Genomic DNA, 26,594 nt, shown 5'->3' with positions numbered 1-26,594 from the left:
GGGGAGCGCGCGGCGCGCAGGCGCACGCCGCGACGGCGTCAGCCGCGGGGCGGCGCGCGGGCGCTGTAGGCGGTCTGGCAGCGCGGCAGCCAGCCGGCCGGCTGCAGGGCCGGCCGGGCCGCGGCGTCCGCGTCGGCCGGCAGCGGCAGCGCCGCGACCGGCAGCACGTCGGCATGGGTGAGCTGGTCGTAGAGCCGGCAGCTCGCCGCGTCCTGCCCGTCGTGGCCCCCGAAGGCTGCGGCCACCTGCACGGGCCCGGCGCCGTGGTCGTGCACCGACGCCAGCCCCGCGGGATGCGCCAGCCCGGGCGCATGGCGCACCGCGTGCACCAGGCCCAGCCCCTGCGCCAGCAGCATGGCGGCTGCCAGCAGCCAGGCCAGGGCCAGCGGGCGGCGGTGTCGGGAGGTGGGGCGCAGCGGGGTCACGGGGAGCGCGAGCCTATCAAAGTTCGGCCCGTCTGCCGTGGCGCAGCGTTGGCACCCGCGGGGGCGTCGTCCGTCGCATGCCCCTGCCGGCGCACGCCGTGCCCCTGCAGCATCTGCGCCATGCACACCCTGCAGACCGCGTCCGCCACCGCCGCCGTGCCGGTGCGGCGTGCGCGCTTGCACAATGTGCAGCCTGGTTGCCCGTCACCACCACCACCGCCTCGGCCATCCTGCCTGCACCGCATGGGCTTCGCACGCACCAAGATCCAGCCGCCGCGGCCGCGCACCGGCCTGCTGATCGCACGACCGGCCCTGGAGGTCCGGCTCGGCGAGGCCCTGCTGTCGCAGCGCCTGGTGCTGGTCAGCGCCGCCGCGGGCTACGGCAAGACCGCGGCACTGGCGCGGCAGATCGGCCTGCTGCCCGCGGGCACCGCGCTGGCCTGGGTGGCGGCCGACGAGGGCGACGACCTGGCACGGCTGCTGGAGTGCCTGATCGCGGCGCTGGAGCCCTTCGACCTGCCCTGGCGCACCGCCCCCGAGGCGCTGATCGCGCAGGCCGGAGACGCCGCCACGCGCGCCCGCGCCGTGGCCGAACTGCTGCTGGCGCTGGACGCCTGCGACGTGCCGCACGGCGTGCTCGTCTTCGACGACCTGCACCGCGTCGAGGACGACGCATTCTTCGACATGCTCGACCGCCTGCTGCCGCGCCTGGGCCCGCGCTGGACGGTCGCGCTGTCGACCCGCCGCGACCCGCCGATCGCGCTGGCGCGGCTGCGTGCGCAGGGCGAGCTGGCCGAATTCCGCCAGGACGACCTGCAGTTCGACCGCGACGACGTGTTGCGGCTCGGCAGCGCCGCGGGCCTGGCCCCGATCGGCCCCGAGGCGCTGGACGCACTGCTCGAGCGCACCCAGGGCTGGGCCGCCGGCCTGCGCCTGGCGCTGTCGCGCGGGCCCGGGCGCGCGCCCTCCAGCAGCGACCGCGCGATGTTCGACTTCCTCGCCACCGAGGTCATCGACCAGCAGAGCGACGAGCTGCGCTGCTTCCTGCTGCGCACGTCCGTGCTGCCCGAGCTGACGGCGGCACGCGCCGCGGCGGTGTCGGGCAACCCGCGCGCCGCGCTGCTGCTCGACGAGATCGACCGCCTGGGCCTGTTCGTGACGCCGCTGGACGCCACCGAGCCGACGCTCAAGCTGCACGACCTGTTCCGCGAGGCCCTGCAGCAGCGCCTGCAGCGCGAGCGCCCCGACGAATGGCCAGTGCTGTGGCAGCGCGCCGCCGCAGGCGAAGGCGATCCGGCGCGCCAGCTGCTGATGCTGCTGCACGCCGGCGACCTGGACGCCGCCGCCGAGGCGCTGTACGCGCAGACGCGCGCGCTGCTGACCGAAGGCGCGCTGGGCACCGTCACGCACCTGGTGGACCAGTTCCCGGGCAGCTTCGTGCTGGCCTCGCCGACCATGCAGTCGGTGCTGGGCCTGGTGGCCTGGGCGCGCTGGGACTTCGCGGCCATGGTCGAGGCGATGCGCCGGGCCGAGGCCGGCTTCGCCGCCGCCGGCGACGAGGACCGCCGCCGCGCCGCGGTGGCCTACCAGACGCTGGGGCTGAACGCGCTGGGCCGGCCCACCGAGAGCGGCGCGCGGCTGTCGCTGCTGCGGCGCGAGTCCGTGTCCACCGAGACCCGCGTCGTCGTGCTCGTGGCCTGCATCTGGCATGCGCTGGACCTGGGCTCGAACCACCGCATCGGCCCGCTGCTCGACGAACTGATGGACCTGCTCGACGGCAGCGGCGACGCGTCGCTGTGGTACCGCGGGCACCCGCTGCCGCGCATCAACGGCATCCCCGGCACCGCGCGGCCGCTGCAGCGCTACGTGGACGGCGCGCTGCGCCTGACGGGCGACCGGCCGCTGCCGCTGCGCGCGCTGGCGCAGATCCAGGCCGCCTGGCACCACGCCTGGCAGACGGCCGATCTCGACGCCGCCGATGCCGCGCTGGCGGTGGCCGAGGACGACTGCCGCTGGCTCGGCAACCCGGTCAACGTGCAGGGCCAGCTGCTGCTGCTGGCCACCGTGGTGCACACGCTGCGCGGCCACCGCCAGCGCGCGCTGGCGCTGGCGCAGGCGCTGATCGAGGACCACCCAGCCGGCCGCGGCGCATGGTCGCTGTGGGCCAGCGTCTACTACGCGGCGCGCATCGCGGCGCTGTTCGAGGACAGTGCCACGCTGGAACGCCACCTCACGCGGCTGGAGCAGTCGCGCGGCGACGTCACGGCGCCGCCGACGCAGGTCAACCAGATCGAGCCGCTGCGCGGCCAGCGCGCCTGGCTGGCCGGCGACACGGCGGCCGCCATCGGCCACTGGCGGCGTGCGCTCGAGGACGAGCCGGCACTCGAGCGCCTGGGCCACGGCACCGAGACGCGGCTGTTCCTGGCCGCGGCGCTGCTGGCCCGCGACCATGCCGATCCCGCCGACGCCGACGAGGCCGCCACCCTGCTGCTGCCCGTGTTCGAGCGGGTGCAGGCCGGCGGCGGCGTCGGTGCGGTGCTGATGGCCCGGCCGGCGCTGCGCCGGCTGGCCGTGGCCGACTGGCGCGGCCTGCTGCCGGGCGCGCAGGCCGCGCTGCTGCAGCACTGGCTGCGGCTGGCCGACGCCGCCGCCGGCGCCCCCGCCGACGCGGCCGCCGACACCGCCGACGACGCAGCCGGCACGGTCGCCGGCGCCTTGCCGCGCGCACCGGCCGACGTGCTCAGCGCCCGCGAGCGCGACGTGCTGGAACGCCTGGCCGCCGGCGACAGCAACAAGCTGATCGCCCGCGCGCTCGACCTGAGCCCGCACACGGTGAAGCGGCACGTGGCGAACATCCTCGACAAGCTCGGGCTCGCCTCGCGCGGCCAGGCGGCGGCCTGGTACCTGCAGCGCTGAAGGCGACCGGCCGCCGCGGCGGGCCATGGCCCGCCGCGGCGCGGTCGATGGCTCCATCGGGCGATGTGGCGCAGGGGCCGGATCCGGACAGTACGGGTCACGCCGACACGGTGTCGGCCCCCACTGAACGAGTCACCGCACCATGCACCCGAACCACGACCTGTCCACGCTGCCCGGCAACACCTTCGCCGCGCCCGCCGCCACCACGCCGAAGGCCCCGCGCGCCGACCTCTACGGCCCCATCCACAAGGCGCTGCGCGCCTGGATGGCCCACACGCTGCAGCGCGTGGGCACGATGGACGTGCACGACGCCGAGCAGCGCGTGCAGGTGCTCGACGACGTGACCGGGCTGCTGCAGATGCTGCGCAACCACCTGGCGCACGAGAACGACTTCATGCACACGGCCATCGAAGCCCGCCGCCCGGGCGGCGCGCGCCACACCGCCGACGACCACCTCGTGCACGGCGACGCCATCGCCAACCTGGACGACGAGGTCGCGGCGCTGCGCGTGGCCCACGACACGCACGGCGAACTGCTGGCCGCGCGGCTGTACCGCCACCTGGCGCAGTTCGTCGGCGAGAACCTGGTGCACATGCACATCGAGGAGACGCAGAACAACGCCACCCTGTGGGCGCTGTACAGCGACGCCGAGCTCGGCGCGCTGCACGACCGCCTGGTCGCGAGCATCCCGCCGGCCGAGATGGCCCAGGTGGTGCGCTGGTTCGCCGTGGCGCTGAGCGTGCGGGAACTGGCCGGCATGTTCAGCGACATGCAGACGAAGGCGCCGCCGCCGGCCTTCGAGGCCATGCTCGACGTGGCGCGCACGCAGCTCGACGACCGCCGCTGGGCGCAGCTGGCCCGCGCGCTCGGCCGCCCGCCGGTGCCCGGCCTGGTGACGGCGTGAACGCGATGGCACCGCAGCACACTCCGCGCCGCTGGCTCCGCCGCGGCCTGTGGGCCGCCGCCGGCCTGGTGGCGGTGGCGGCCGCCACCGTGGCGGCCGGCCTGCAGCTGGCCGACCGCCGCATGCAGCGGCAGGTCGAAGGCCTGCCGGCGCACATCGCGCCGGTGGCCTTCGTCGACGCCGGCGACGCCGCCGCACGCGAACGCGGCCGCTACCTGTACGCCTCGCGCGGCTGCGCCGACTGCCACGGCGCCGACGGCGCCGGCCGCCGCTTCGTCGACGGGGGCGCTCTGCAGCTCGCCGGCCCCAACATCAGCCCGGGGCCGGGCAGCGTGGTCGCCACCTACACCGCCACCGACTGGGTGCGCACGCTGCGCCACGGCGTCAAGCCCGACGGCACGCCGCTGCTGGTGATGCCGAGCGAGGACTACGCCCGCCTCACCGACGCCGACGTCGCCGCGCTGGTGGCCCATGTGCGTGCACTGCCGCCGGTCTCCGGCGGCGCGGCCGTGCTGCAGCTGCCGCTGCCGCTGCGCGTGGCCTACGGCTTCGGCCTGATGCCGGAAGCCGCGACGAAGATCGACCACGGCCTGCCGCCGGCGCAGCCGGTGCCCGAGGGCGTCACGGTCGCCCACGGCGCCTACGTGGCCAACATGTGCATCGGCTGCCACGGCAAGCAGCTGGACGGCGGCAAGATCCCCGGCGGCCCGCCGGACTGGCCCGAGGCCCCGCGGCTGAGCGCCGGCCCGGACAACGCGCTGGCGGCCTACCCCGACGCCGACGCGCTGCTGCGCATGTTCCGCAGCGGCCGGCGGCCCGACGGCAGCGCCATCCGCGTGATGCCCTTCGAGGCCCTGGGCGCCATCAACGACGTCGATGCCCGCGCGCTGCACCTGTACCTGCAGCAGCGCGCGCAGGGCAACGTGACGACCGCGGCGCGCTGACGCGGCTCAGCGCGGCGGCGCCGGCGGTGCGGGCGGCGCCGCCGGCGCCTTCGGCCCCAGCGCGTTCACGGTCGCCATGCCGCTGCTGGACCGCCGCAGCCGCGGCGTGCCCCAGTAGTCGACGCGGCCGATGCCGGCGATGGACAGCGTGAGGTCGTCGCGCACCCACACCGTCACGTCGCCGATGCCGCTGACCGCGACGCGGGCCTTGTGGGCCAGCAGCTGCTCGCCCTGGAAGTCGCTCTTGCCCGAGATGCTGAGCTGCAGGTCGCCGACCTCGCCGGCGATGCGGCCGTCGCCGGCCCCCGAGACGCTGAACACCAGCTGTCCGGCCTGCAGCTGGTCGAAGCGCGCCAGCCCGGCGCCCGAGATGCTGATGCGCAGCCGTTCCAGCTGCATGGGCCCGGCCGCATGCACGTCGGCCGCGCCCGAGATGCCCAGCCGCGACAGCTGCGGCAGCGTCACGTGCAGCTGCAGCCGGCGGCTGCTCCAGAACTTCCACGAGCCCGGCGTGTTCACGCGCAGCACGCCGCCGCGCACCACCAGCGGCAGGTCGCGCCCGTCGGCGTCGTCGCCGTCGATGCGCACCTGCTGCGGCCCCTGCGCCAGGTGCAGGTCGGCAGCGCCGCCGATCTCGATGCCATCGAAGGGCTCCAGCACCACGCTGCGCCCCTGCGCGCCGGCGCTGCCGACCAGCACGCCCAGCAGCAGCGGCAGCAGCACGCGCGCGCGAAGCCGGCTGGACATCACAGCGCCTGCGCCCGCAACTGCTTGCTGACGTCGCGGCTGGCCGTGACGCGGGTGCCGTCGCGCAGCAGCACGACGAACTGCGAGCTCTCGTCGGGCGTCATGGCCTCGACGAAGTCGAGGTTGACGATGCACGAGCGGTTGACCTTCAGGAAACGCTGCGGGTCCAGCCGCGCCTCGAAGCTGGTGATGGGCAGCCGCACCAGGTAGCTGCGGCCGCGGCTGGTGAGCGCGGTGTACTTCGTGTCGCTGCGCAGGTGCTCGATGGCGTCCACGTGCAGCGGCACGATGCGGCCGTGCTCGCGCACCAGCACGCGGGTCAGCGGACCGGCTTCGGCCGCGCGCTGCGCGGCTTCCAGCGCCGGCAGCACCGGTGCGCCGGCGTCGTCCGTCTCGTCGGCGCCCGCCGCGTCGCCTTCGCGCCGCGTTGCCAGCGCATGGGCCACGGCATCGTTGAAGCGCTCCTGCGAGAACGGCTTGAGCAGGTAGTCCACCGCGTGCAGCTCGAAGGCGGTGAGCGCGTGCGCGTCGTAGGCGGTGGTGAAGACCACGGCCGGCAGCGGCAGGCCGTCGGCGGCCAGCGCCCGCAGCACCTGCAGGCCGGTCTGGCCCGGCATCTGGATGTCCAGCAGCACCAGCGCAGGCCGCAGCGCGCGCAGCGCCTGCAGGGCGCTGTCGCCGTCGGCGCAGCAGGCCACCAGCTCCAGCTGCGGCAGGGCCTGGACCCACTCGGCCAGGCTCTCGCGGGCCAGCGGTTCGTCTTCGGCGATCAGGGTGGTGCAGCGCGGCATGGTGGTCGGTCGTGGCAGGTCGCCATGCTAGGCCCGCCGGGGCCGCCGCGCCGCGCAGCGGCGACGAAGTGCGACGGCGGGGTCGCGAAGTGCGGTCCGGCGCCTTCAGCCCGCCGCGTCGTCATCGGCCGGCAGCGTGATGTCGACACGAAAGCCGGCTCCGGCGGCGGTCTGCACCTGCAGCCGGGCGCGGCCGCCGTAGTCCAGCGCGAAGCGGCGGCGCAGCGTGCCCAGCCCGACACCACCTGCGCTGCCAGCGCGGGCACTGCCGTCGCAGCCCGCGCCGTCGTCGGCCACCACCAGCAGCACGGCGTCGCCGCGGCGCTCCACGGTGATCTGCACCGTGCCGCCCTGCACCTGCGGCGCGATGCCGTGCTGCACCGCGTTCTCCACCAGCGGCTGCAGCGTGAGCGGCGGCACGCCGTGGTCGAGCAGCGACTCGTCGACCTGCCACTGCACGCGCAGCCGCGGCCCCAGCCGCAGCGCCTCCAGCGCCAGGTAGTCGCGCACGAAGTCGATCTCGTCGCGCAGCGGCACGCGCTGCCCGCTGCCGCGCTGCGTGTCGAGCACGTGGCGCATCATGCGGGCGAAGCCCAGCAGGGCCTGCTCGGCCGCGGCAGGGTCCTTGCGCGTCAGCGCCACCAGCGTGTTCAGCGTGTTGAACAGGAAGTGCGGGTTGAGCTTGCCGCTCAGCGCCGCCAGCTCGGCCCGCACCAGCGCGCTCTCGGCCTGCGCCGCCGCCAGCGCGCTGGCCTGCGCGCGCCGTGCGTGCAGCACGCCCGAGAAGCCGGCCACCAGCGCGCCGTAGGCGAACACGCCCCACACCGCGCGCCACAGCACCCGCTGCTGCCACGAGGCCACCGCGTGCTCGGGGCCGAACAGCGCCCAGGCCACCACGAGCTCCAGCGCCTGCCAGGCCGCGCCGAAGGCCAGTGCGGCCAGCGCGTGCAGCGCGCCCTGCAGCAGCGCAGGGCGCGTGCCCGGGGCGCGCTGCAGCCAGCGCACCCAGGGGTACACGGCCGCGCCCAGCAGCATCGGTGCCCAGAGGTTCAGCGTCGCCTCGTAGGCGGCTTCCCACAGCCGCCACGGGCCGCGCTGCCATTCGGCACCGGCCATCGCGTACAGCATCCAGCACAGTGCGCACAGGCCGGCGTAGGCCCACCACAGGGGGCCGGCGGCAGGGTGTTCGGGGCGGTCGGACATGCAGCGATGCTAGAGCCGACCTGCCCGTGGCCGCGGCGCGTGTCGACGAACTGCGGGATGCGGGGACGGGCTGGCGCGCGAAGGCTGCGGACACCGGCCCCGAGGCGGCTCAGACCGGCGCTGCTTCAGGCGCGGCCGGCGCCGCGAAGCCCGCGCGCAGCCGCTCGGCCAGCGCCGCCGGCGGCAGCGGCCGCGCGTGCAGGTAGCCCTGCACCTCGTCGCAGCCCAGCGCCGCCAGGTGCTGTTCCTGCTCCAGCGTCTCCACCCCTTCGGCCACGACGCGCTTGTCCAGCGCGCGCGCCAGCGCCACGATGGACCGTGCCACGGCGTCGGCGCTGGCACGCTGGCCGAGCTCGACGACGAAGCTGCGGTCGATCTTCAGCACGTCCACCGGCAGCCGGTGCAGCACCGACAGCGACGAATAGCCGGTGCCGAAGTCGTCCAGGGCCACCACCACGCCGGCATCGCGCAGCGGCGCCAGCCGCGCGCACACGGCATCGAAGTCGCCGACGAACAGGCTCTCGGTGATCTCCAGCTCCAGGTCGGCGGGCCGCAGGCCGTGCGTGGCCAGCGCCGAGAACACCTGCAGCGCGAAGCCGTCGGCGCGCAGCTGGCGCGGCGAGACGTTCACCGCCACGCGGCCGACGTCGATGCCGGCATCGCGCCAGCACCGCTGCTGCGCCAGCGCGCTGTCCAGCACGAAGGCACCCACCGCCTCGATGAGCCCGGCTTCTTCGGCCACCGGGATGAAGCGCTGCGGCGCGATGCTGCCCTGCGCCGGGTGCGTCCAGCGCACCAGCGCCTCGGTGGAATGCACGCGGCGGCTGTGCAGATCGACCCGCGGCTGGTAGTGCAGGGCCAGCCCGCCCTGGTCCAGCGCCAGCCGCAGCTCGCGCACGAGCCAGGCCTTCTCGGCCAGGCGCGCGTCGAGCGCCGCGTCGTAGAAGCGCCAGTGGCCGCGGCCTGCGGCCTTGGCGGCGTACATCGCCAGGTCGGCGCGGCGCATCAGCTCCTCGCGGTCGCTGGCGTGCTGCGGGCAGCTGGCGATGCCGATGCTGGCGCCCACGTGCACGGCCTGCCCCCGCAGCGCGAACGGCTGCTCCACCACCTGGCACAGGCGGGCGGCCAGGGCAGCGGCGGCATCGGGCGGGCCCGGCAGCAGCACGACGAACTCGTCGCCGCCCGGGCGTGCCAGCAGCGCCTGCGGACCGGCCGCGCCGCGCAGGCGCTGCGCCACCGCGCGCAGCAGTTCGTCCCCGGCGGCGTGGCCCAGGCTGTCGTTGACTTCCTTGAACGCATCGAGGTCCATGCAGACCATCGAGAACGCCGCCGCGGCACCACGTGCGCCGAGCAGGCGGTCGCAGGCCTCGTGCATGCCGCTGCTGTTGAGCAGGCCGGTGAGCCCGTCGCGCACGGCGCGCTCGACAAGGTGGTGCGCGCGCGTGGCGGCGGCCAGCGTCACCGCGACGCGGTCGCGCAGCTCGGTGACTTCGCGCAGCAGGTCCTCGTCGGCGGCCAGCCCCCGGGGCGACGCGATCACGATCAGCGCCACCAGGTCGTCCTGCCAGCGCGCCGGCACCCAGCACAGGCCGTCGACGGCGGCCGGCACGTCGGGCAGCGCGGCGCGCAGCCACGGCGGCACGCCGCGCTCGCTGCGGCAGTGCACGGCCAGCCCATCGAGCGGCATCGCCGACGCGACGGCGGCGTCGAGCACCACGGCCGGCGGCGGGCGGTCCCGGGGGCCGGCGCCGGCATCGACGCGGTGGGCACGCCAGGCCGCGCCGTCGGGGTCGCGGGCGATCACCGCCACCTGGGCATGCGGCAGCAGTTCCTGCAGGCGCCCGGCCACGCGCCGCATCACGTCACCGATGTCGCGGCCTTCGAGAATGGCGTTGTCGACCTCGGCCTGCACCTGCATGCCCTGCAGCTGCCGGCCGACGCGGTCGGCCATGGCGTGCAGCGCGGACGCCAGCTCGCCGAACTCGTCGCCCGCCGGCACGGCGGCACGCGCCGTCCACTCGCGGGCGGCGAAGCGCCGCGCCAGGGCGATCAGCGCATCCAGCGGGCGCAGCGTGCGCCGCACCAGCACCAGGCTCAGGCTCGCCACCAGCAGCAGCGTCAGCAGCGCGCCCTGCGCCGCCCAGGCGCCGAGCACGTCGCGCGCCATCAGGTCCCCGCCGGCGAGCGAGAAGCCCTGCAGGCGCCAGTCGGGCGCGCCGAAGCCGGCGTGCAGGAACAGGTTCCAGCTCGGCGCACCGGCAGCGGCCTCGTCGCCGCAGCGCAAGGGCCTGCCGGCCAGGTCGCGCACGCACATGCCTGCCGCGGCGCCGCCGCTGGCGAAGTCGGCCCACAGGAAGGCGGGGTCGATCTCGGCCAGCCACCAGCCGCGGCCGCGTGCGTCGCGGTGGCCGACGATGACCAGCGCCGCCTCGCCCGGCCGGGCCTGCCACCACAGGTCGCGCTGGCCGGCGGGCGCGCCGTCGCCGGTGCGGGCCGCGCGCCAGGCCGCGACCAGGGCCGGTGCCCCCCCGGCCGCGACGCCGTCGTCGTCGGCCGTGGCCAGCGCAGCCAGGGCCAGCCGCGCGACGCCATCGGCGGCATCGGGCCGCAGCCACGGGTCGTGACCGGGCCGCAGGCCTTGCTCGGCATGCGCGGCCAGCGCGGCCTGGGCCGCGCCCAGGCGGTCGAACAACCGCAGCCCGATCTGCTTCAGCATGGCCTGGTGCACCTGCTGCGCCTGGCCGTCCAGGCGCTCGCTCAGCGTGCCCCAGGCCAGCGAGCCCACCAGCACCAGCGGCAGCAAGGCCGCCGCCAGCAGGGCCCAGAAGATGCGGCGTGCGACGGCACTGCGCAGGAAGAGTCCGTGGACGCGCATGCAGGTGGTGGGGTTGCGTCAGTACTTGGACGCAGGCCCGATGAAGGCGCCGTTGTTGGCGCGCAGGATGTCGTCGCGGCTGGCCTTGGCGGTCAGCGGCGGCTGCGAGCGGCCGTCCGGGCCCCTGCTGTACAGGTCGTAGTCGGAATTCAGCGGCACCAGCGAGTGGTCCTTGCGCGCCTTGCCCGTGCTCGCCGGGCTGCCGAGCTGCAGGTACTGGTAGGCGTTGCCCCAGGGGTCGCGCAGGCCGCCGCGACCGATGGCCGCCAGGCTGGCCGGCAGGGTCTGCGTGTCCTGCCACTGCTGGTCGATCACGGACGCCATCGCGATGATGTCGTTCTGCGCCTGTGCCACCTGGGCCCGCTCGCGCCAGCCGCCGTAGGCCTGCACCGCCAGCATGCCCAGCACCGCCAGCACGGCGACGCTGAGCGCCAGTTCGACCAGCGTGAGGCCACCCATGCGCCCGCGGATGCACGAGGCCAGCGGGGTGGTCTGTCCGGGACGCATCCAACGTTATCGGCAGCGGACGCCGCCACTTGACCCGCGCGGCGCGGATCAGACGCCGGCGTCGGTCACGACCCGGTTGCGGCCCAGGCGCTTGGCCTCGTACAGCGCAGCGTCGGCGCGGGCGATGACGCCGTCGAGATGCGTGTCGCCGGCCAGCAGCGCCGCCACGCCGACGCTCAGCGTGACATGCAGCGTGTGCGTCTGGCCCGCTTCGCCCGCCACCTGCACCTGCAGCGCGGCCACTGCCGCGCGCTGGCGTTCGGCCAGTGCGGCGGCCTCGGCCGGTGCGGTGGCCGGCAGCAGCAGCAGGAACTCCTCGCCGCCCCAGCGCGCCAGGTGGTCGCTGCGGCGCAGGCCCTGGCGCAGCGCGGCAGCCACCTGGCGCAGCACTTCGTCGCCGGCGGCGTGGCCGTGGCGGTCGTTGACCTGCTTGAAGTGGTCCACGTCGAGCATCAGCACCGCCAGCGGCTCGTGCAGGCGCTGCGCCGCGGCCAGCGCCGCGCGCCCGGCGGTGATGGCGCTGCGGCGGTTGGCCAGGCCGGTGAGCGCATCGCTGGCCGCCACCGCGGCGATGCGGCGGTTCACGCGCCGCTGCCACAGCAGTGCCGCGGCGGCACCGCCGGCCAGCACCAGCACGCCCAGGCTGACCAGCCAGCGCAGCCGGGTCTCGGCCTGCAGCGCGCGCTCGGCGGTGGCGGTGCGCGACTGCAGCAGCTCGTTCTCGGTCTGCAGCCGCTGCGCCTGCAGCACGCCGCGCTGCGCCTGCAGCTGCGCTGCCAGCACGCGGTCGAAGTTGGCGCGGTCCAGTTCCAGCACGCGCCGCCACGCCTGTTCGGCCTCGGGCGCGCGGTCCAGCGCCGACAGCGTCTGCGCCCGCAGGAACTCGAAGCGGCGCAGCGGCGCCGGCTGCGCACTGCCCGGCGGCAGCAGCGGCCGCACCTGCGTTTCCAGCACCTGCAGCGCCACCATGCGCTGTCCCGACAGCAGCAGCACGCGGGCATGGCGCAGCAGCGCCTCCAGGTAGGCGGCCTGCGTCTGGCGCAGCGCGGGCGTGGCGATGGCCCGGCTCGACAGCGGCAGCGCCTCGTCGTGCCGGCCCAGCGACGCCAGGCCCAGCGCCAGCGTGGTCTGCGTCATCGCCAGGTACATCGGGTCGTCCAGTTCCGCCAGCAGCGCCGCCGCCTGCCGCGTGACCGTCACCGCCTCGGGCGCACGTCCGAGTTCCACCAGGATGGCGCCCAGCAGGCGCAGGCAGTCGGACTCCCAGGTCGGGTTCTGCAGCGTGCGGAAGCGTTCGGCCGCCTGCTGGAACTGCTGCGCCGCGGTGGCCAGGTTCTCCAGGTCGAGCTCCAGGTTCGCCGACCAGTACAGGTGCTGTGCCTGCAGTTGCAGATCGGTGCCGCCCATCGCGACACGGCGGTTGCTTTCCAGCGCCGCGGCCGCCGCCGGGATGTCGCGGCGGTCGAGGTGGTACTCGACCTGCTGCGTGTAGACCATGCTCTGCAGCATCGCGTCGCCGGCCTGGCGCGCGAGCGCGAGACCGCGGCTCCAGTGCTGCGGGGCCTCGTCGGCGCGGCCCTGCAGCCGCAGCACGCCGGCCTGGAACACCGACCACTGCGCCTGCAGCTCGACCAGCCCGCCCGCCTGCACCGCCGGCTGCAGCGCGCGCAGCAGGTCGCTGGCTTCGTCGACCCGGCCCAGCGACATCAGCGCTCGCGCCTGCAGCAGGCCGTGGCGAAGCCGGTCGTTCTGCGGCCAGGCGGCGATGTCGAGCGCCTGCAGGGCCTGCAGCGCCTGGCCGGGCTGCTGCTCGATCCGCTGCGACCAGCGCTGCCAGTCGCCCGACTGCGGGGTCGGCGCCGGCGCCGCTTGCGCCTCCACGGCGGCCACCAGCAGCAAAGCAGCCAGGTGGCGGTGCCAGGTCATGGACGTGCTGCCCGGTGCAGCACGCGCTGCGGGAACGGGATCTCGATGCCGGCGTCGTTCAGCGCCTGCAGCAGCGCCAGGTTGACGGTGGAGCGGATGTTGCCCTGGCCGTTCTCGGGGTCGGCGATCCAGAACAGCACCGTCAGCTCCAGCCCGTCGGCCGCGAACGCCGACAGCTGCACGCCGGGGCCAGGATCCGCCAGCACGCGCGGCACGGCCGCGACGACGTCCGTCAGCCGCGGGATCAGCGTCTGCACGTCGGTGCCGTAGGCCACCTGCACCACGGTGCTGAGCAGCACCCGGGAATCGGCCAGCGAGGCGTTTTCCACGCGCGACGTGATCAGCATCTCGTTGGGCACGATGCTCTCGCGGCCGTTGAGCGCGCGGATCACGGTGTAGCGCGTGTTGATGTCGGTGATGCGGCCCTCGAAGTTGTCGACCCGCACCATGTCGCCGATGCGCATGCTGCGCTCGGCCAGGATCACGAAGCCGCTGATGTAGTTGGCCGCCAGCTTCTGCAGGCCGAAGCCGATGCCCACGCCCAGCGCCCCGCCCAGCACGCCCAGCGCGGTGAGGTCGATGCCGGCCGCCGACAGCGCGAACATCAGGCCCACGAACAGCAGCAGCGCCCGCAGCGCGTTGGCCGCCATCTTGCGGATGCTGATGTTGTCGGTGGCGCCCTTCAGCAGCTTCTGTTCCAGCGCCGCGGAGATCCACAACGCCACCACCATCACGGCGATGGCCGCGACCACGCCCTCGAGCAGGTTGCGCACCGAGATGCGCGTGCTGCCGATCTTCCACTGGATGGCGTCCAGCTCCGCCAGGATCAGCGGCAGCACGCCGGTGATCCACAGCACCATCAGGATCCAGGCCAGCCACGAGACGCTGCGCTCGACGACGCGCATCACCTGCGAGGTCGGGAACGCCGCACGCAGCACGCGCACGGTGAGCCGGATCACCAGCAGCGACAGCAGCACCGGCACCACCAGCTTGAACACCGCGATGGGCACGGTGCCCAGCGCCAGCAGCGCCCAGCGCCCCACCAGCGCCAGCAGCAGCGCGAACACCGGGAACAGCACGCCGTCGACGACACCGCGACCGAACCAGATCGAGCCGCGCTGCGGCTCGGGCCCGCGCAGCAGCCGCACCGCCAGCCACGCCACGCCCAGGCAGGCCGCCAGCACGGCCAGCTCGATCAGCGCGCCGGGCTGCAGGAACGACGCGAACAGGCGGCCGAGGTCCTCGGCCGTGGCAACACCCCCCATGGTCGGCGCCGCCCGCTCAGACGTCGGCCAGCACGCGCAGGTGTGCCGCCACGCTGCGCGCGAGCGCACTCAGGTTGTAGCCGCCTTCCAGGCACGACACGATGCGCCCGCCGCTGTGGCGCGCCGCCACCTGCACCAGCTGCCGCGTGATCCATTCGTAGTCGGCCTCGACCAGGCCGAGCTGGCCGAGGTCGTCCTCGCGGTGCGCGTCGAAGCCGGCGCTGATGAACACCATCTGCGGCTTGAAGGCCTCGAGCGCCGGCATCCACATCGCCAGGATCGTCTCGCGCAGCTCGGCGCCGCGCGTGTACGGCGCGACCGGCACGTTGACCATGTTCGTGCCCTTGGGCACGGCGCCGCTGTACGGGTACAGGGGGTGCTGGAAGAAGCTGCACATCAGCACGCGCTCGTCGCCGGCGACGATGTCCTCGGTGCCGTTGCCGTGGTGCACGTCGAAGTCGATGATCGCCACGCGCTGCAGGCCGTGCACGTCGAGCGCGTGGCGTGCCGCCACGGCCACGTTGTTGAAGAAGCAGAAGCCCATCGTCTCGTCGCGCGTGGCGTGGTGGCCCGGCGGGCGCACGGCGCAGAAGGCGTTGTGCACGCGGCCGGCGATGACGTCGTCGGTCGCCGCCACGGCGGCGCCGGCGGCGCGCAGCGCGGCGCGCCAGGTGTCGGGGCAGGCGATGGTGTCGGGGTCCAGCGCGCGCGGCTGGCCGCTCGCCTGCACCTGCACCAGCAGGTCCTGCAGCTGCGTCACGTAGTGCACGGTGTGCGCACGCTCGATCTGCTCCAGCGTCGCCTGCGGCGCGTCGCGGAAGTCCAGCGCCACGTCCAGGCCCGTGGACAGCAGGTGGTCGGCGATCGCGTCCAGCCGCTGCGGGCATTCCGGGTGGCCCTGTCCCATATCGTGCAAACGGCACTCGGCGTGGGTGTAGAAGGCGGTACTCATCAGGCAGGAGACTCTTTTCGGGTAAGGTGCCGCGCTTGTCGCTCGATGGGTTCGGACAACGTGATCGATGAAAGCCTTGCGCGCCAGATTTCCAGTCTGGTGGACCAGATTAGCACGATCATCGTCGGCAAACGGCCGCAGATCGAGGACTGCGTCGCCTGCCTGCTGGCCGGCGGCCACCTGCTGATCGAGGACGTGCCCGGCGTCGGCAAGACCACGCTGGCGCACGCGCTGGCGGTGTCCCTGGGGCTGAAGTTCAGCCGCGTGCAGTTCACGGCCGACCTGATGCCCAGCGACCTCATCGGCGTCAGCGTGTTCGAGCGCCAGCGCGACAGCTTCGTCTTCCACCCCGGCCCGGTCTTCGCGCAGGTGCTGCTGGCCGACGAGATCAACCGCGCCGGCCCCAAGACCCAGAGCGCGCTGCTCGAGGCGATGGAGGAGCAGCAGGTCTCGGTCGACAACGAGACCCGCGCGCTGCCCGCGCCGTTCTTCGTGATCGCCACGCAGAACCCGAGCGACCAGCTCGGCACCTACCCGCTGCCCGAAAGCCAGCTCGACCGCTTCCTGCTGCGCATCACGCTCGGCTACCCCGACCGCGCCAGCGAGCGCGCGCTGCTGGCCGGCGCCGACCGGCGCGACCTGGCGCAGCGGCTGCAGCCGGTGATGCCGCCCGCCGCGCTGGTGGCGGCGCAGCGGGCGGTGCAGCAGGTCACGGCGTCGGAGGCGCTGCTCGACTACCTGCAGGCGCTGATCGCCGCCACGCGCGATGGCCGCTGGTTCGTCGAGGGCCTGTCGCCGCGGGCCGGCATCGCGGTGCTGCGCGTGGCCAAGGCGCGGGCGCTGATGGCGCAGCGCAGCTACGTGGCGCCCGACGACGTGCAGGCCATCCTGCCGCAGGCCATCGCCCACCGCCTGCACCCGGTGCCCGGCGCCGGGCGCGGGCCCATCGAGCAGGTGCGCGCGATGGTGGAAGGCGTGCCGATCCCGTGAAGCGCGCCGTGACGCCCGGGCGCGCGACACCGTGATCCGCGACCGCATCCAGGCCTGGCTGCAGAGCCGGCTGCCCCGCACCGACACCTGGGTGCTGACGCAGCGCAACGTCTACATCCTGCCCACCAAGGCCGGGCTGTCGTTTGCGCTGACGCTGCTGCTGATGCTGGTGGCCTCGATCAATTACCAGCTCAACCTGGGCTACGTGCTCACGTTCCTGCTGGCCGGCGCGGGCGGGGTGTCCATGCATCTCACGCACAACACGCTGCGCGGGCTGACGCTGCACATGCGGCCGGCCGCGCCCGTGTTCGCGGGCGACGCCGCGACGCTGGAGGTGGTGCTGGGCAACCCCGGCGGCCCGCGCCATGCGATCTCGCTGCACTTCCAGGACCGCAGCGGCGCCAGCCGCAGCTTCATCACGGTCGACGTGCCCGCGGCCGGCCAGGAGACCACGCACCTGCGCCTGGTGCTGCCGCGCCGCGGCTGGCACGAGGTGCCCACGCTGGTGGTGGAGACGGCCTTCCCCTTCGGCCTGTTCCGCGCCTGGACGCAGTGGCGGCCCGCGCTGCGCGTGCTGGCCTGGCCGCAGCCCGAGCAGCCGGCCCCGGCGCTGCCGCCGGCCAGCGCGCTGCCCGGTGGCGGCAGCGCGCCGCAGCGCAGCGCCGGCGGCGAGCTCGACGGCGTGCGCTTCTACCGCCGTGGCGACTCGATGCGCCAGGTGGTGTGGAAGAAGGTGGCACGCAGCGGCGAACTCGTCAGCCGCGAGACCAGCGGCAGCGCCAGCCAGGAACTGTGGCTCGACTGGGTGCACACCCCCGGCGCCGACGCCGAGCGCCGCCTGTCGCGGCTGAGCGCCTGGGTGCAGCTGGCCGACCGCAGCGGCCACACCTGGGGCCTGCGCCTGCCCGGCCACGAACTCCCGCCCGCCGTGGGCGACGGCCAGCGCCGCGCCGCGCTGGACCTGCTGGCGACCTGGTGATGCAGGCGTTCACCGCACGCTGGGCCCACCTGCCGCGCGAGGCGCGCGACACGCTGTTCCAGCTCGGCGTCATCGGCTGGACGCTGCTGCCGCACGCCGTGCACCTGCCGGTCTGGTGCGTGCTGCTGTCGGCCGTGATCCTGGCCTGGCGCGGCCGGCTGGCACTGGTCAACGGCGCGCTGCCCGGGCGCTGGACGGTGGCGGGCGTGCTGGTGCTGGCGGCCGCGCTGACCTGGTGGTCCGAGCGCACGCTGCTGGGCAAGGAGGCCGGCGTCACGATGCTGGTGGTGCTGATGGCGCTGAAGACGCTGGAGCTACGCGCGCGGCGCGACGCGCTGGTGGTGTTCTTCCTCGGCTTCTTCCTCGTGCTGACCAACTTCCTGTACTCGCAGAGCCTGCTGGTGGCGCTGTCGATGGTGGTCAGCGTCTGGGGCCTGCTCACGGCGCTGGTGCTGGCGCACATGCCGGTGGGCCGGCCGACGCTGGCGCGGGCCGGCGGCCTGGCCGCGCGGGCCGCGCTGCTGGGTGCGCCGATCATGGTGGTGCTGTTCCTGCTGTTCCCGCGCATCGGGCCGCTGTGGGGCATGCCGGGCGACGCCGCCGGCCGCACCGGCCTGTCGGGCACGCTGCGCCTGGGCGGCGTGGCCGAGGTCGCCAACGACGAGTCGGTGGCGCTGCGCGTGCGCTTCCTGGGACCGGTGCCGGCCGCCGAGGACATGTACTTCCGCGGCCCCGTGCTCGGCAGCTTCGACGGCCGCGACTGGACCCGCCTGGAACCCCGGCTGCCGCCGCAGCTGCGGCTGCGCGCCGGGCTCGAGCTGCAGGGCACGCCCACGCGCTACGAGATGACGCTGGAGCCCAGCCGCCTGCCGCTGCTGCCGCTGCTGGAGATGACACCCGACACGGCCGGCGCGGCACCGGTGCTGGACGGCTTCCAGCCCGTGCTGCGCAGCGACCTGCAATGGCAGCTGGAGCGCCCGGTGACGGACCGGCTGCGCTTCGAGGTGCAGGCCTGGCCCCGCCACCGCCACGGCCCGCCGTCGCTGCAGGTGGGCCTGCGCGACTGGGTCGACCTGCCGCCGGGCTACAACCCGCGCACGCTGCAGTGGGCCGCCGACCTGCGTGCGCGCCCCGAGCTGCAGACCGCCGGCACGGCGGAGCTCGTGGCGGCGGTGCTGGGTCACATCCGCACCGGCGGCTTCAGCTACACGCTGGAGCCCGGCCCCTACGGCCGCGATGCGATCGACGAATTCTGGTTCGACCGCCAGTTCGGCTTCTGCGAGCACTTCGCCGCGGCCTTCGTCGTGGTGATGCGGGCGATGGACGTGCCGGCCCGCATCGTCACCGGCTACCAGGGCACCGACCCGCTGCCGGTGGACGGCTACTGGATCGTGCGCCAGAGCAACGCGCACGCCTGGGCCGAGGTCTGGGAGGCGGGCCGCGGCTGGGTGCGCGTGGACCCGACCGCGGCAGTGGCGCCCGACCGCATCCGGCAGCGCGGGCGCAACCTGACGCCGCGGCCGGGGCTGGTGGCCGGCGCCATCAACAACGTCAGCCCGGCGCTGGCGGCACAGCTGCGGCAGGCGTGGGAGCTGGTCAACAACCGCTGGAACCAGTGGGTGATGGGCTACTCGCGCGGGCAGCAGTTCGACCTGCTGCGCAGCCTGGGGATGCAGTCGCCCGACTGGCAGGACCTGGCCACGCTGCTGATCGGCCTGCTGGCGGCCGCCAGTGCCGCCGGGGCCGGCTGGGCCTGGTGGGACCGCCGCCGGCAGGACCCCTGGCAGCGCCTGCAGCAGCGCGTGCAGCAGCAGCTGCAGGCGCTGGGCGTGGTGGTGGCGCCGCACGAGGCACCGCGCGCGCGGGCACAGCGCGTGCGCGGCGTGCTGGGCGCGCGTGGCGAGGCGCTGGCGCAGGCGCTGGAAGCGCTGGACCTGCAGCGCTACGCCCAGGCCGCCAGCAGCCCGCCGGACCGGCGCTGGTGGGCACGTTTCGTCACAGCGGCGCGGCAGGCCGCCTCGGGATAATGCGCCGCATGACCCGTGTTCCCCCGGCGGCCCTGGCCGCCACCGTGCTGTGCGCCGCCCTGCTGCTGCCGGCCGCGGCCGGCGCCGCCGAGCGACCGGCCGGCGCGAGCCCGCAGCCCGCTGCCGGCGCCAAGGCGCCATCCAAGGCCAAGCCCAGACCCAGGCCCGCCGCCAAGGCCAAGCAGCGGCCGAAGTCCCCGGCGCGCGCCGTGCCGGGCCACATCGTCGGCGCACCGGCCTACGGGCTGCGCGACGACATCCGCACCTTCGCCGCGGGCGTGGCCGGGCGCCGCGGCCTCGACGCCGACTGGGTCGAGCAGCAGCTGGCGCAGGCGCGGCGCATCGACAGCGTGCAGAAGCTGATGATGCCGGCGCCGGCCGGCACGGCGAAGGACTGGGGTGCCTACCACGACCGCTTCGTCGAGCCGCGGCGCATCACCGCCGGCGCCGCGTTCTGGCAGGTCAACGCCGAGGCCCTGCAGCGGGCCGAAGCCCGCTACGGCGTGCCGGCGGCGCTGATCGTCGGCATCGTTGGCGTCGAGACGTACTACGGCCGCCTCACCGGCGGCTTCCGCGTGCTCGACGCGCTGGCGACGCTGAGCTTCGACTTCCCCAGCGGCCGCAGCGACCGCAGCGGCTTCTTCCGCAGCGAGCTCGAGGAGTTCCTGGTGCTGTGCCAGCGCGAGGGCCTGGACCCGCAGGTGCCGCGCGGCTCGTTCGCGGGCGCGATGGGCCTGCCGCAGTTCATGCCCGGCAGCATCAACCGCCACGCCATCGACTTCGACGGCGACGGCCGCATCGACCTCACCGGCAGCAGCACCGACGCCATCGGCAGCATCGCGCACTACCTGGCGCAGTTCGGCTGGCAACCCGGCATGCCGGCCACCTTTGCCGTGACACCGCCGCCGCCCGGCGAGGACCTGCAGGCGCTGCTGGGCCCGGACATCCTGCCCAGCTTCACGGCCGCGCAGTTCGCCGAACGCGGCGCGGTGCTGGCGCCCGAGGCCCGCGACCACGCCGGCCCGCTGGCGCTGGTGCTGCTGGACAACGGCGGCCGGCCGCCGACCTACGTGGCCGGCACGCAGAACTTCTACGCCATCACGCGCTACAACTGGAGCAGCTACTACGCAATGGCGGTGCTGGCGCTGGGCGAGGCGGTGGCACGCGCGCGCTGAGCGGCGCCGTCAGTGCGCGTTCACGCCGCCACCGGCACCAGGAAGTCGCGCCCGATGCCGGCGCCGAGGTCGTTGACGCGGTCGAGGAACTGCGTCAGGTAGGCGTGCAGCCCGGTGGCCAGGATCTCGTCGATGCGGCCGTACTGCAGGTCGGCGCGCAGCCGGCCGGCGCGGCGCAGCGTCTCGTCGCTCTGCTGGTTGGCCACCATCTGCAGGTTCGCCACCACCTCGTTCATGCAGGCGGCCAGCGAGCGCGGCATGTCCGGGCGCAGGATCAGCAGTTCGGCCACGCGTTCGGGGCGGATCACGTTGCGGTAGACCTTGCGGTAGATCTCGAAGCCGCTGACCGAGCGCAGGATCGCGCTCCAGTGGTAGAAGTCGACCTCCTGGCTTTCCTTCACGTTGCCGGCACCGAAGTACTCGGCCGCGAGCGCGTGGAACTTCACGTCGAGCAGCCGCGCGGTGTTGTCGGCGCGTTCGAGGAAGGTGCCGATGCGCAGGAAGTACAGCGCCTCGTCCTGCAGCATGGTGCCCACGGTGACGCCGCGGCTCAGGTGGCTGCGGAACTTCACCCACTCGAAGAAGGTGCCGGGGTCGCGCTCGAAGTCGCCCGACTTCAGCATGCGGTTGAACTCGAGCCAGGTCTGGTTCTGCGTCTCCCAGACTTCGGTGGTGAGCGCGCCGCGCACCGCGCGTGCGTTCTCGCGCGCGGCTCGCAGGCAGGCGAGGATGGACGAGGGATTGGTCTCGTCGCGCACCATGAAGTCCATGACGTTGCGCGCGGTGACCTCGCTGTACTTCTGCGAGAAGCTCCAGGTCAGCTCGCTGATCGACAGCAGCCCGCGCCAGCCCTGCTCGGCCATGTCGGTGCTCTGCGGCAGCAGCGCGGTCTGGTAGTTCACGTCGAGCATGCGCGCGGTGTTCTCGGCGCGCTCCATGTAGCGGGCCATCCAGAACAGGTGGTCGGCGGTGCGTGACAGCATGTTCTTGCTCCTGTCGGTTCAGTCTTCCAGCACCCAGGTGTCCTTCGTGCCGCCGCCCTGCGACGAGTTCACGACGAGCGAGCCCTCCTTCAGCGCCACGCGCGTCAGGCCGCCGGGCACCATCTGCACTTCCTTGCCGCTGAGCACAAAGGGCCGCAGGTCGATGTGGCGCGGCGCGATGCCGCTGTCGACGAAGGTCGGGCACGTGGACAGCGCCAGCGTCGGCTGCGCGATGTAGTTGTGCGGCTTGCTCAGCAGCACGGCACGGAATTCCTCGATCTCGCCCTTGGTCGCCGCCGGGCCCACCAGCATGCCGTAGCCGCCGGCGCCGTGCACTTCCTTGACCACCAGTTCGTGCAGGTGCGCCAGCACGTACTTCAGGTCCTCGGCCTCGCGGCACAGGTAGGTCGGCACGTTGTGCAGGATGGGCTTCTCGCCGAGGTAGAACTCGACCATCTTCGGCACGTACGGATAGATGCTCTTGTCGTCGGCGATGCCGGTGCCGATGGCGTTGCTGAGCGTGATGTTTCCGGCGCGGTAGACGTCCAGCAGCCCGGCGCAGCCCAGCGTGCTGTCGGCGCGGAAGGCCAGCGGGTCGAGGAAGTCGTCGTCGACGCGGCGGTAGATCACGTCCACGCGCTTGGGGCCCTGCGTCGTGCGCATGTAGACGAACTGGTCCTTCACGAAGAGGTCGTTGCCCTCGACCAACTCCACGCCCATCTGCTGCGCCAGGAAGGCGTGCTCGAAGTAGGCGCTGTTGTACATGCCGGGCGTGAGCACCACGACCGTGGGCTCGTTGACACCGGCCGGCGCCACCGTGCGCAGCGTCTCGAGCAGCAGGTCGGGGTAGTGCTGCACCGGGGCCACGCGGTGCATGCTGAAGAGCTCGGGGAACAGCCGCATCATCATCTTGCGGTTCTCGAGCATGTAGCTCACGCCGCTGGGCACGCGCAGGTTGTCCTCGAGCACGTAGGTCGTGCCGCTGCCGTCGGCGTTCGCGGCACGCACGATGTCGATGCCGGCGATGTGCGAGTACACGTCGCCGGGCACGTTGACGTTCATCATCTCGGGCCGGAACTGCGCGTTCTGCAGCACCTGCTCGGCGGGCACGATGCCGGCCTTGAGGATCTCCTGGCCGTGGTAGACGTCGTGGATGAAGCGGTTCAGCGCCCGCACGCGCTGGCTCAGGCCGGCTTCCATCTCGACCCACTCGTGCTTGGGGATCACGCGCGGGATCAGGTCGAAGGGGATCAGCCGCTCGGTGCCGGCGCCGTCTTCGTCCTTGGCGCCATAGACGGCGAAGGTGATGCCGACGCGGCGGAAGATCATCTCGGCTTCGTCGCGCCGCGCGCGCATGGCCTCGCCGGGTTGGGCCTGCAGCCAGCGTTCGTAGGTGCGGTAGTGCGCGCGCACGGCGCCGTCGGTGGCGCTCATCTCGTCGAAGCGGGGCTTCATGGTGTTCTTGGCTCCTCTGTTCAACCGGTAGCAACAACCGGACCCACGATCCGCGTGCCCACCGCCACCGTCAGCGTGTGGCGGCCGCCGCCGCGGATGACGCCGCGCAGCGGTGTCACGTCGCCGAAGTCGCGGCCCACGGCCAGCCGCACGTGGCCGGTGGCGGGCACGAGGTCGTTGGTGGGGTCCAGGTCCAGCCAGGCGCCGTCCACGCCCACCGTGCCCGGGCACCACACCTGCACCCAGGCGTGCGAGGCGTCGGCGCCCAGCAGCGGCGCGCCGCCTTCGGGCGGGCGCGTCAGCAGGTAGCCGCTGACGTAGCGCGCGGGCAGCCCGAACATGCGCAGCGTGCCCGCCATCAGGTGCGCGAAGTCCTGGCAGACGCCGCGCCGCTGCGCGAAGGCCTGGGCCAGCGGCGTGTCGATCTCGGTGCTCTGGCTCTCGTACTGGAAGTCGGCGTGGATGCGGTGCATCAGCTCGATCGCGGCCTCGGCCACCGGCCGCCCGGGCCGCAAGCTGGGCAGCCCGTAGTCGCGCAGCGCCTCCAGCCGCGGCACGAAGGGCGAAGGCATCGTGTACTCGACCGCGGGGTCGAACGGCGCCTGCGCCACGTACTGCAGCCGTTCGGCCAGCAGGTCCCAGGGCGCGGAGGTCTCCGGCCGCAGCGCCCCGAAGCGCGGCGCCAGGCGCACGCGGCTGGTGGCGCGCACGGTCAGCGTGTCGTGCGGGCGGATCAGGCTGAAATGGCACTGCAGGTTGCCGGCGGCGTCGCGGCTGTGGCGCAGCGGGTCGGGCGTGGGGCTGACCCGCAGTTCGAAGCCCAGCAGGCGCTGCGCGCCGTCGTCCAGCGGCTGCAGGTGGGCCAGGTGGTGGGCCAGCGTGACCGGCGCCGCGTACACGTAGCGCGTCTCGTGCACGACTTCCAGGTCGACCACGGCCTGCACGGCGCTCACACCCGCTGGTCCTGGCCGTGCGCCAGCGTGAAGAAGCGCACGCCGATCTCGTCGGCCAGGCCGAGTGCCGTGTCGCGCAGGGCCAGCACCAGCTGGCGCAGCCGCGCCGCGATCTCGGCGTCGCCCAGGCCGCGCAGTTCGTCGAGGGTCAGCCCGGCGCCTTCGGCCGGCAGCCGCGCCAGCAGCGGCTGCAGGCTGGCCTCGCTCCCGGGCAGCTTCTTCAGTTCGGTGCGCAGCCGGCGCAGCACGCCGCTGAACGAGCGCGGGTTGGAGCTGTCGAGCACCAGCAGGTCGGTCAGCGCCAGCAGGTCTTCGTGGCGCTGGTAGCGCGCGCGGAAGGTGATGGCGCTGTCGAACAGTTCCAGCAGCAGGTCGATGCCGGCGGCGCTGTCGAGCGCGTGCGCGTCCAGGAAGGCCTGCATGCGCGTGGCCAGGCCGATCAGCCGTTCCAGCAGCCGGCCCACCGTGAGCAGCCGCCAGCCGTGGTCGCGGGTCATGCGGTCGGTCTGCGCGCCGGTCACGGCCGCCAGCTGCAGCGCCAGCGTGTCCAGCGCCGGCAGCACCTGCGGCAGCGTCGGCAGCCCGCCGGGCTCGGCCTGCAGCGCCTGCGCGAACGTGGCGCCCATGCTGCGGATCAGGCCCCAGTGCTCGGACGACAGCCGCTCGCGCAGCACCTGCGAGGCGCGCTCCAGCGCCTGCAGGTTGTAGGCGACGCTGCTGGCCTCCTGCACGTCGGACAGGCCGGCGAGCACCGCGCGCTCGAACAGGTGGGCCGACTGCAGCAGCGTCGGCACGCCCGGCGGCGCCAGGCCGTTGCTGACGGCCATGGCCGAGACGGCGCGCTGCAGGCTGTGGTCGGCGTCGCTGTCGGCGTCGATCAGCAGCAGCGTCGCGCGCGCCAGACGCACCAGCTGCTCGGTGCGCTCGGTGTAGCGGCCCAGCCAGAACAGGTTCTCGCCGGTGCGGCTGCTCACGGGGCGGCGGCGCTGCACGATGTCGTCGACCTGCAGCCGCTGCGGCAGCATGCTGAACGTGTCGACGGCGCCTTCGGTCAGCACCCAGGTGTCGAGGCTGGTGCCGCCGCGCTGCATGCTGACGCTGGTGTCCTCGCGCTGCGAGACGCGCGTCATGCCGCCGGGCAGCACGTGCCAGCGTCCGCCGCCGTCGGCGATGGCGTACACGCGCACCATCGCCGGGCGCGGGCTCAGCATGCTGCCGCCCCAGATGGGGGCGCGCGAGAAGCGCAGCCGGTCCTGCACGGTCCACGCATCGGGGTCGAGCTCCACGCGCGCGCTGGTGCGGTCGCGCACCTGCGAGGTGCGACCGCCTTGCGGAAAGGTGCTGCGCAGCACCTTGTGCTCCATCGCGCCGCGCACGTCGTGCCAGGCCGCGGCCTCGCCGCACCACCAGGTGGGCAGGGCCGGCAGCAGCAGGTCCTGCCCCAGCAGGCGGCGCGCGATGCCGGGCAGGAAGCCCTGCACGGCGGGCGACTCCAGGAAGGCGCTGCCCAGCGCGTTGGCCATCACCACGGTGCCGGCGCGCGCGGCCTGCAGCAGCCCGGGCACGCCCAGTGCGCTGTCGGGGCGCAGCTCGAGCGGGTCGCACCAGTCGTCGTCGAGCCGGCGCAGCAGCCCGTGCACCGGCTCCAGACCCTCCACGGTCTTCAGGAACACGCGTTCGCCGCGCACCGTGAGGTCGCCGCCTTCCACCAGCGGCAGGCCGAGGTAGCGCGCGAGGTAGGCGTGCTCGAAGTAGGTCTCGCTGTAGGGGCCGGGCGTCAGCAGCGCCAGGCGCGGCGTGGCGCCGCCGGCCACGTCGCGCGCGATGGTCTCCACCGTGTCGAGCAGCCGGCGGTACGAGCTGGCGATGTGCTGCACACGCAGCTCGCGGAAGGCGTCGGGGAACTGGCGCGAGATCACCATGCGGTTGTGCAGCACGTAGCCCAGGCCCGACGGCCCCTGCGTGCGCTGCGCCACCACCCACCAGCGGCCGTCGGGCCCGCGCGCCAGGTCGTAGGCCACGATGTGCAGCCGCAGCCCGCCCGGCGGCTGCACGCCCAGCATCGGGCGCAGGTAGCCGGGGTGGCGCAGCAGCAGCGCCGGCGGCAGCAGGCCCTGCTGCAGCAGCGTGCGCGGGCCGTACAGGTCGGCCAGCATCGCCTCGAGCAGGCCCGAGCGCTGCACCACGCCGGCTTCGATGGCCGCCCACTCGGCGGGCTCGATCAGCAGCGGCAGCAGTTCCAGCGACCATGCCCGCGCCGCGGCGCCGTGTTCGTCGAAGACGTTGTGCGTGACGCCGTCGAGCGCGATCTGCTGCGCCACCTGGGCGCGGCGGCGGTCGAGTTCGGCCGCCAGCGTCAGGCCGCTGCCCGGCGCCGGCAGCAGTTGCGCGAAGCGCTGCCACGACGGGCGCACGGTGCCGCCGGGCTGGCGCAGTTCATCCCACACGCCGGCCTCGGCCGGCAATGCATGGCGCATCAGCGCATCGAGCGCCCCGCCCTGCCCGAACGCCGGCGAGCCGCCCGGCCCGAAGGGCAGCGTGCCTTGCGATTGCGTCTGGGACTGCGGGCTCGTCAAC

The 26,594-nt window shown here is 74.1% G+C and carries 20 protein-coding genes; 7 read left to right on the top strand and 13 right to left on the bottom strand.

The window, feature by feature from the left end; genetic code table 11:
- Positions 1-38: 38 nt before the first annotated feature.
- Entirely contained in the window at positions 39-425 is a 387-nt protein-coding gene (locus ACPOLB_RS22110; protein ID WP_425258200.1) for a hypothetical protein, read from the bottom strand.
- A gap of 243 nt (positions 426-668) precedes the next feature.
- Between ACPOLB_RS22110 and ACPOLB_RS22105 the strand changes: the two genes are divergently transcribed.
- The 3 genes from ACPOLB_RS22105 (at position 669) to ACPOLB_RS22095 (ending at position 5,189) form a co-directional block, all read left to right on the top strand.
- Complete coding sequence (locus ACPOLB_RS22105; RefSeq protein ID WP_425258199.1) at positions 669-3,341, top strand: LuxR C-terminal-related transcriptional regulator; 2,673 nt, start codon at positions 669-671, stop codon at positions 3,339-3,341.
- Between the two features lie 142 nt (positions 3,342-3,483).
- Positions 3,484-4,245, top strand: a complete 762-nt coding sequence (locus ACPOLB_RS22100; RefSeq protein WP_425258198.1) for a hypothetical protein — start codon at positions 3,484-3,486, stop codon at positions 4,243-4,245.
- Between the two features lie 5 nt (positions 4,246-4,250).
- Complete coding sequence (locus ACPOLB_RS22095) at positions 4,251-5,189, top strand: c-type cytochrome (protein WP_425258197.1); 939 nt, start codon at positions 4,251-4,253, stop codon at positions 5,187-5,189.
- A 6-nt stretch (positions 5,190-5,195) separates the two neighbouring features.
- On the opposite strand, the gene ACPOLB_RS22090 is transcribed toward ACPOLB_RS22095, so the two are convergent.
- From ACPOLB_RS22090 to ACPOLB_RS22055, 8 genes are all read right to left on the bottom strand, one after another.
- Positions 5,196-5,936, bottom strand: coding sequence for a head GIN domain-containing protein (locus tag ACPOLB_RS22090; protein WP_425258196.1), 741 nt, complete (start codon positions 5,934-5,936; stop codon positions 5,196-5,198).
- Entirely contained in the window at positions 5,936-6,727 is a 792-nt protein-coding gene (locus tag ACPOLB_RS22085; protein WP_425258195.1) for a LytR/AlgR family response regulator transcription factor, read from the bottom strand. Before ACPOLB_RS22085 ends, ACPOLB_RS22090 begins: the two co-directional genes overlap by 1 nt.
- A gap of 105 nt (positions 6,728-6,832) precedes the next feature.
- Positions 6,833-7,930 (bottom strand): sensor histidine kinase, encoded by a 1,098-nt coding sequence (locus ACPOLB_RS22080; protein WP_425258194.1) that lies wholly within the window; start codon positions 7,928-7,930, stop codon positions 6,833-6,835.
- Positions 7,931-8,039: 109 nt separating this feature from the next.
- Positions 8,040-10,805, bottom strand: a complete 2,766-nt coding sequence (locus ACPOLB_RS22075) for a putative bifunctional diguanylate cyclase/phosphodiesterase (RefSeq protein ID WP_425258193.1) — start codon at positions 10,803-10,805, stop codon at positions 8,040-8,042.
- Positions 10,806-10,823: 18 nt separating this feature from the next.
- Complete coding sequence (locus tag ACPOLB_RS22070) at positions 10,824-11,312, bottom strand: prepilin-type cleavage/methylation domain-containing protein (RefSeq protein ID WP_425258192.1); 489 nt, start codon at positions 11,310-11,312, stop codon at positions 10,824-10,826.
- A gap of 48 nt (positions 11,313-11,360) precedes the next feature.
- Complete coding sequence (locus ACPOLB_RS22065) at positions 11,361-13,238, bottom strand: diguanylate cyclase (protein ID WP_425258191.1); 1,878 nt, start codon at positions 13,236-13,238, stop codon at positions 11,361-11,363.
- The gene (locus ACPOLB_RS22060) at positions 13,235-14,503 is read right to left on the bottom strand and encodes a mechanosensitive ion channel family protein (RefSeq protein ID WP_425258190.1); all 1,269 of its coding nucleotides are present in this window, start codon (positions 14,501-14,503) and stop codon (positions 13,235-13,237) included. Before ACPOLB_RS22060 ends, ACPOLB_RS22065 begins: the two co-directional genes overlap by 4 nt.
- Before the next feature lie 16 nt (positions 14,504-14,519).
- Entirely contained in the window at positions 14,520-15,455 is a 936-nt protein-coding gene (locus ACPOLB_RS22055) for a histone deacetylase family protein (RefSeq protein ID WP_425258189.1), read from the bottom strand.
- Positions 15,456-15,500: 45 nt separating this feature from the next.
- On the opposite strand from ACPOLB_RS22055, the gene ACPOLB_RS22050 reads away from it, so the two are divergent.
- Genes ACPOLB_RS22050 through mltB form a run of 4 tightly spaced genes read left to right on the top strand, consistent with a single transcriptional unit; the run spans position 15,501 to position 20,626 of the window.
- Positions 15,501-16,445: an AAA family ATPase gene (locus ACPOLB_RS22050; RefSeq protein ID WP_425258188.1), complete on the top strand. Its 945-nt coding sequence runs from the start codon at positions 15,501-15,503 to the stop codon at positions 16,443-16,445.
- Between the two features lie 31 nt (positions 16,446-16,476).
- A complete protein-coding gene (locus ACPOLB_RS22045) occupies positions 16,477-17,424 on the top strand; it encodes a DUF58 domain-containing protein (protein WP_425258187.1) in 948 nt (315 codons plus the stop codon).
- Positions 17,424-19,451, top strand: coding sequence for a transglutaminaseTgpA domain-containing protein (locus ACPOLB_RS22040; protein WP_425258186.1), 2,028 nt, complete (start codon positions 17,424-17,426; stop codon positions 19,449-19,451). The genes ACPOLB_RS22045 and ACPOLB_RS22040 overlap by 1 nt, the downstream gene beginning before the upstream one ends.
- Positions 19,452-19,459: 8 nt before the next feature.
- Positions 19,460-20,626, top strand: a complete 1,167-nt coding sequence (mltB, locus tag ACPOLB_RS22035) for a lytic murein transglycosylase B (RefSeq protein ID WP_425258185.1) — start codon at positions 19,460-19,462, stop codon at positions 20,624-20,626.
- Positions 20,627-20,646: 20 nt separating this feature from the next.
- Here the strand turns inward: mltB and ACPOLB_RS22030 are convergent, their stop codons facing one another.
- From ACPOLB_RS22030 to ACPOLB_RS22015, 4 genes are read right to left on the bottom strand one after another with little or no spacing between them, the layout of a single operon-like run.
- Positions 20,647-21,609, bottom strand: a complete 963-nt coding sequence (locus ACPOLB_RS22030; protein ID WP_425258184.1) for an alpha-E domain-containing protein — start codon at positions 21,607-21,609, stop codon at positions 20,647-20,649.
- Positions 21,610-21,627: 18 nt separating this feature from the next.
- On the bottom strand, positions 21,628-23,064 hold the full coding sequence (locus ACPOLB_RS22025) for a circularly permuted type 2 ATP-grasp protein (protein ID WP_425258183.1): 1,437 nt from the start codon (positions 23,062-23,064) through the stop codon (positions 21,628-21,630).
- 20 nt (positions 23,065-23,084) lie between these two features.
- A complete protein-coding gene (locus tag ACPOLB_RS22020) occupies positions 23,085-23,999 on the bottom strand; it encodes a transglutaminase family protein (RefSeq protein ID WP_425261958.1) in 915 nt (304 codons plus the stop codon).
- A gap of 14 nt (positions 24,000-24,013) precedes the next feature.
- Positions 24,014-26,593 carry a circularly permuted type 2 ATP-grasp protein gene (locus tag ACPOLB_RS22015; protein ID WP_425258182.1) on the bottom strand — a complete coding sequence of 860 codons (2,580 nt, stop codon included), beginning with the start codon at positions 26,591-26,593 and terminating at the stop codon, positions 24,014-24,016.
- Position 26,594: the final 1 nt, after the last annotated feature.

It is taken from the genome of Rubrivivax soli (assembly GCF_049810355.1).
GTDB lineage: Bacteria > Pseudomonadota > Gammaproteobacteria > Burkholderiales > Burkholderiaceae_C > Rubrivivax.
This window is presented reverse-complemented; position numbering and strand designations above follow the sequence as displayed.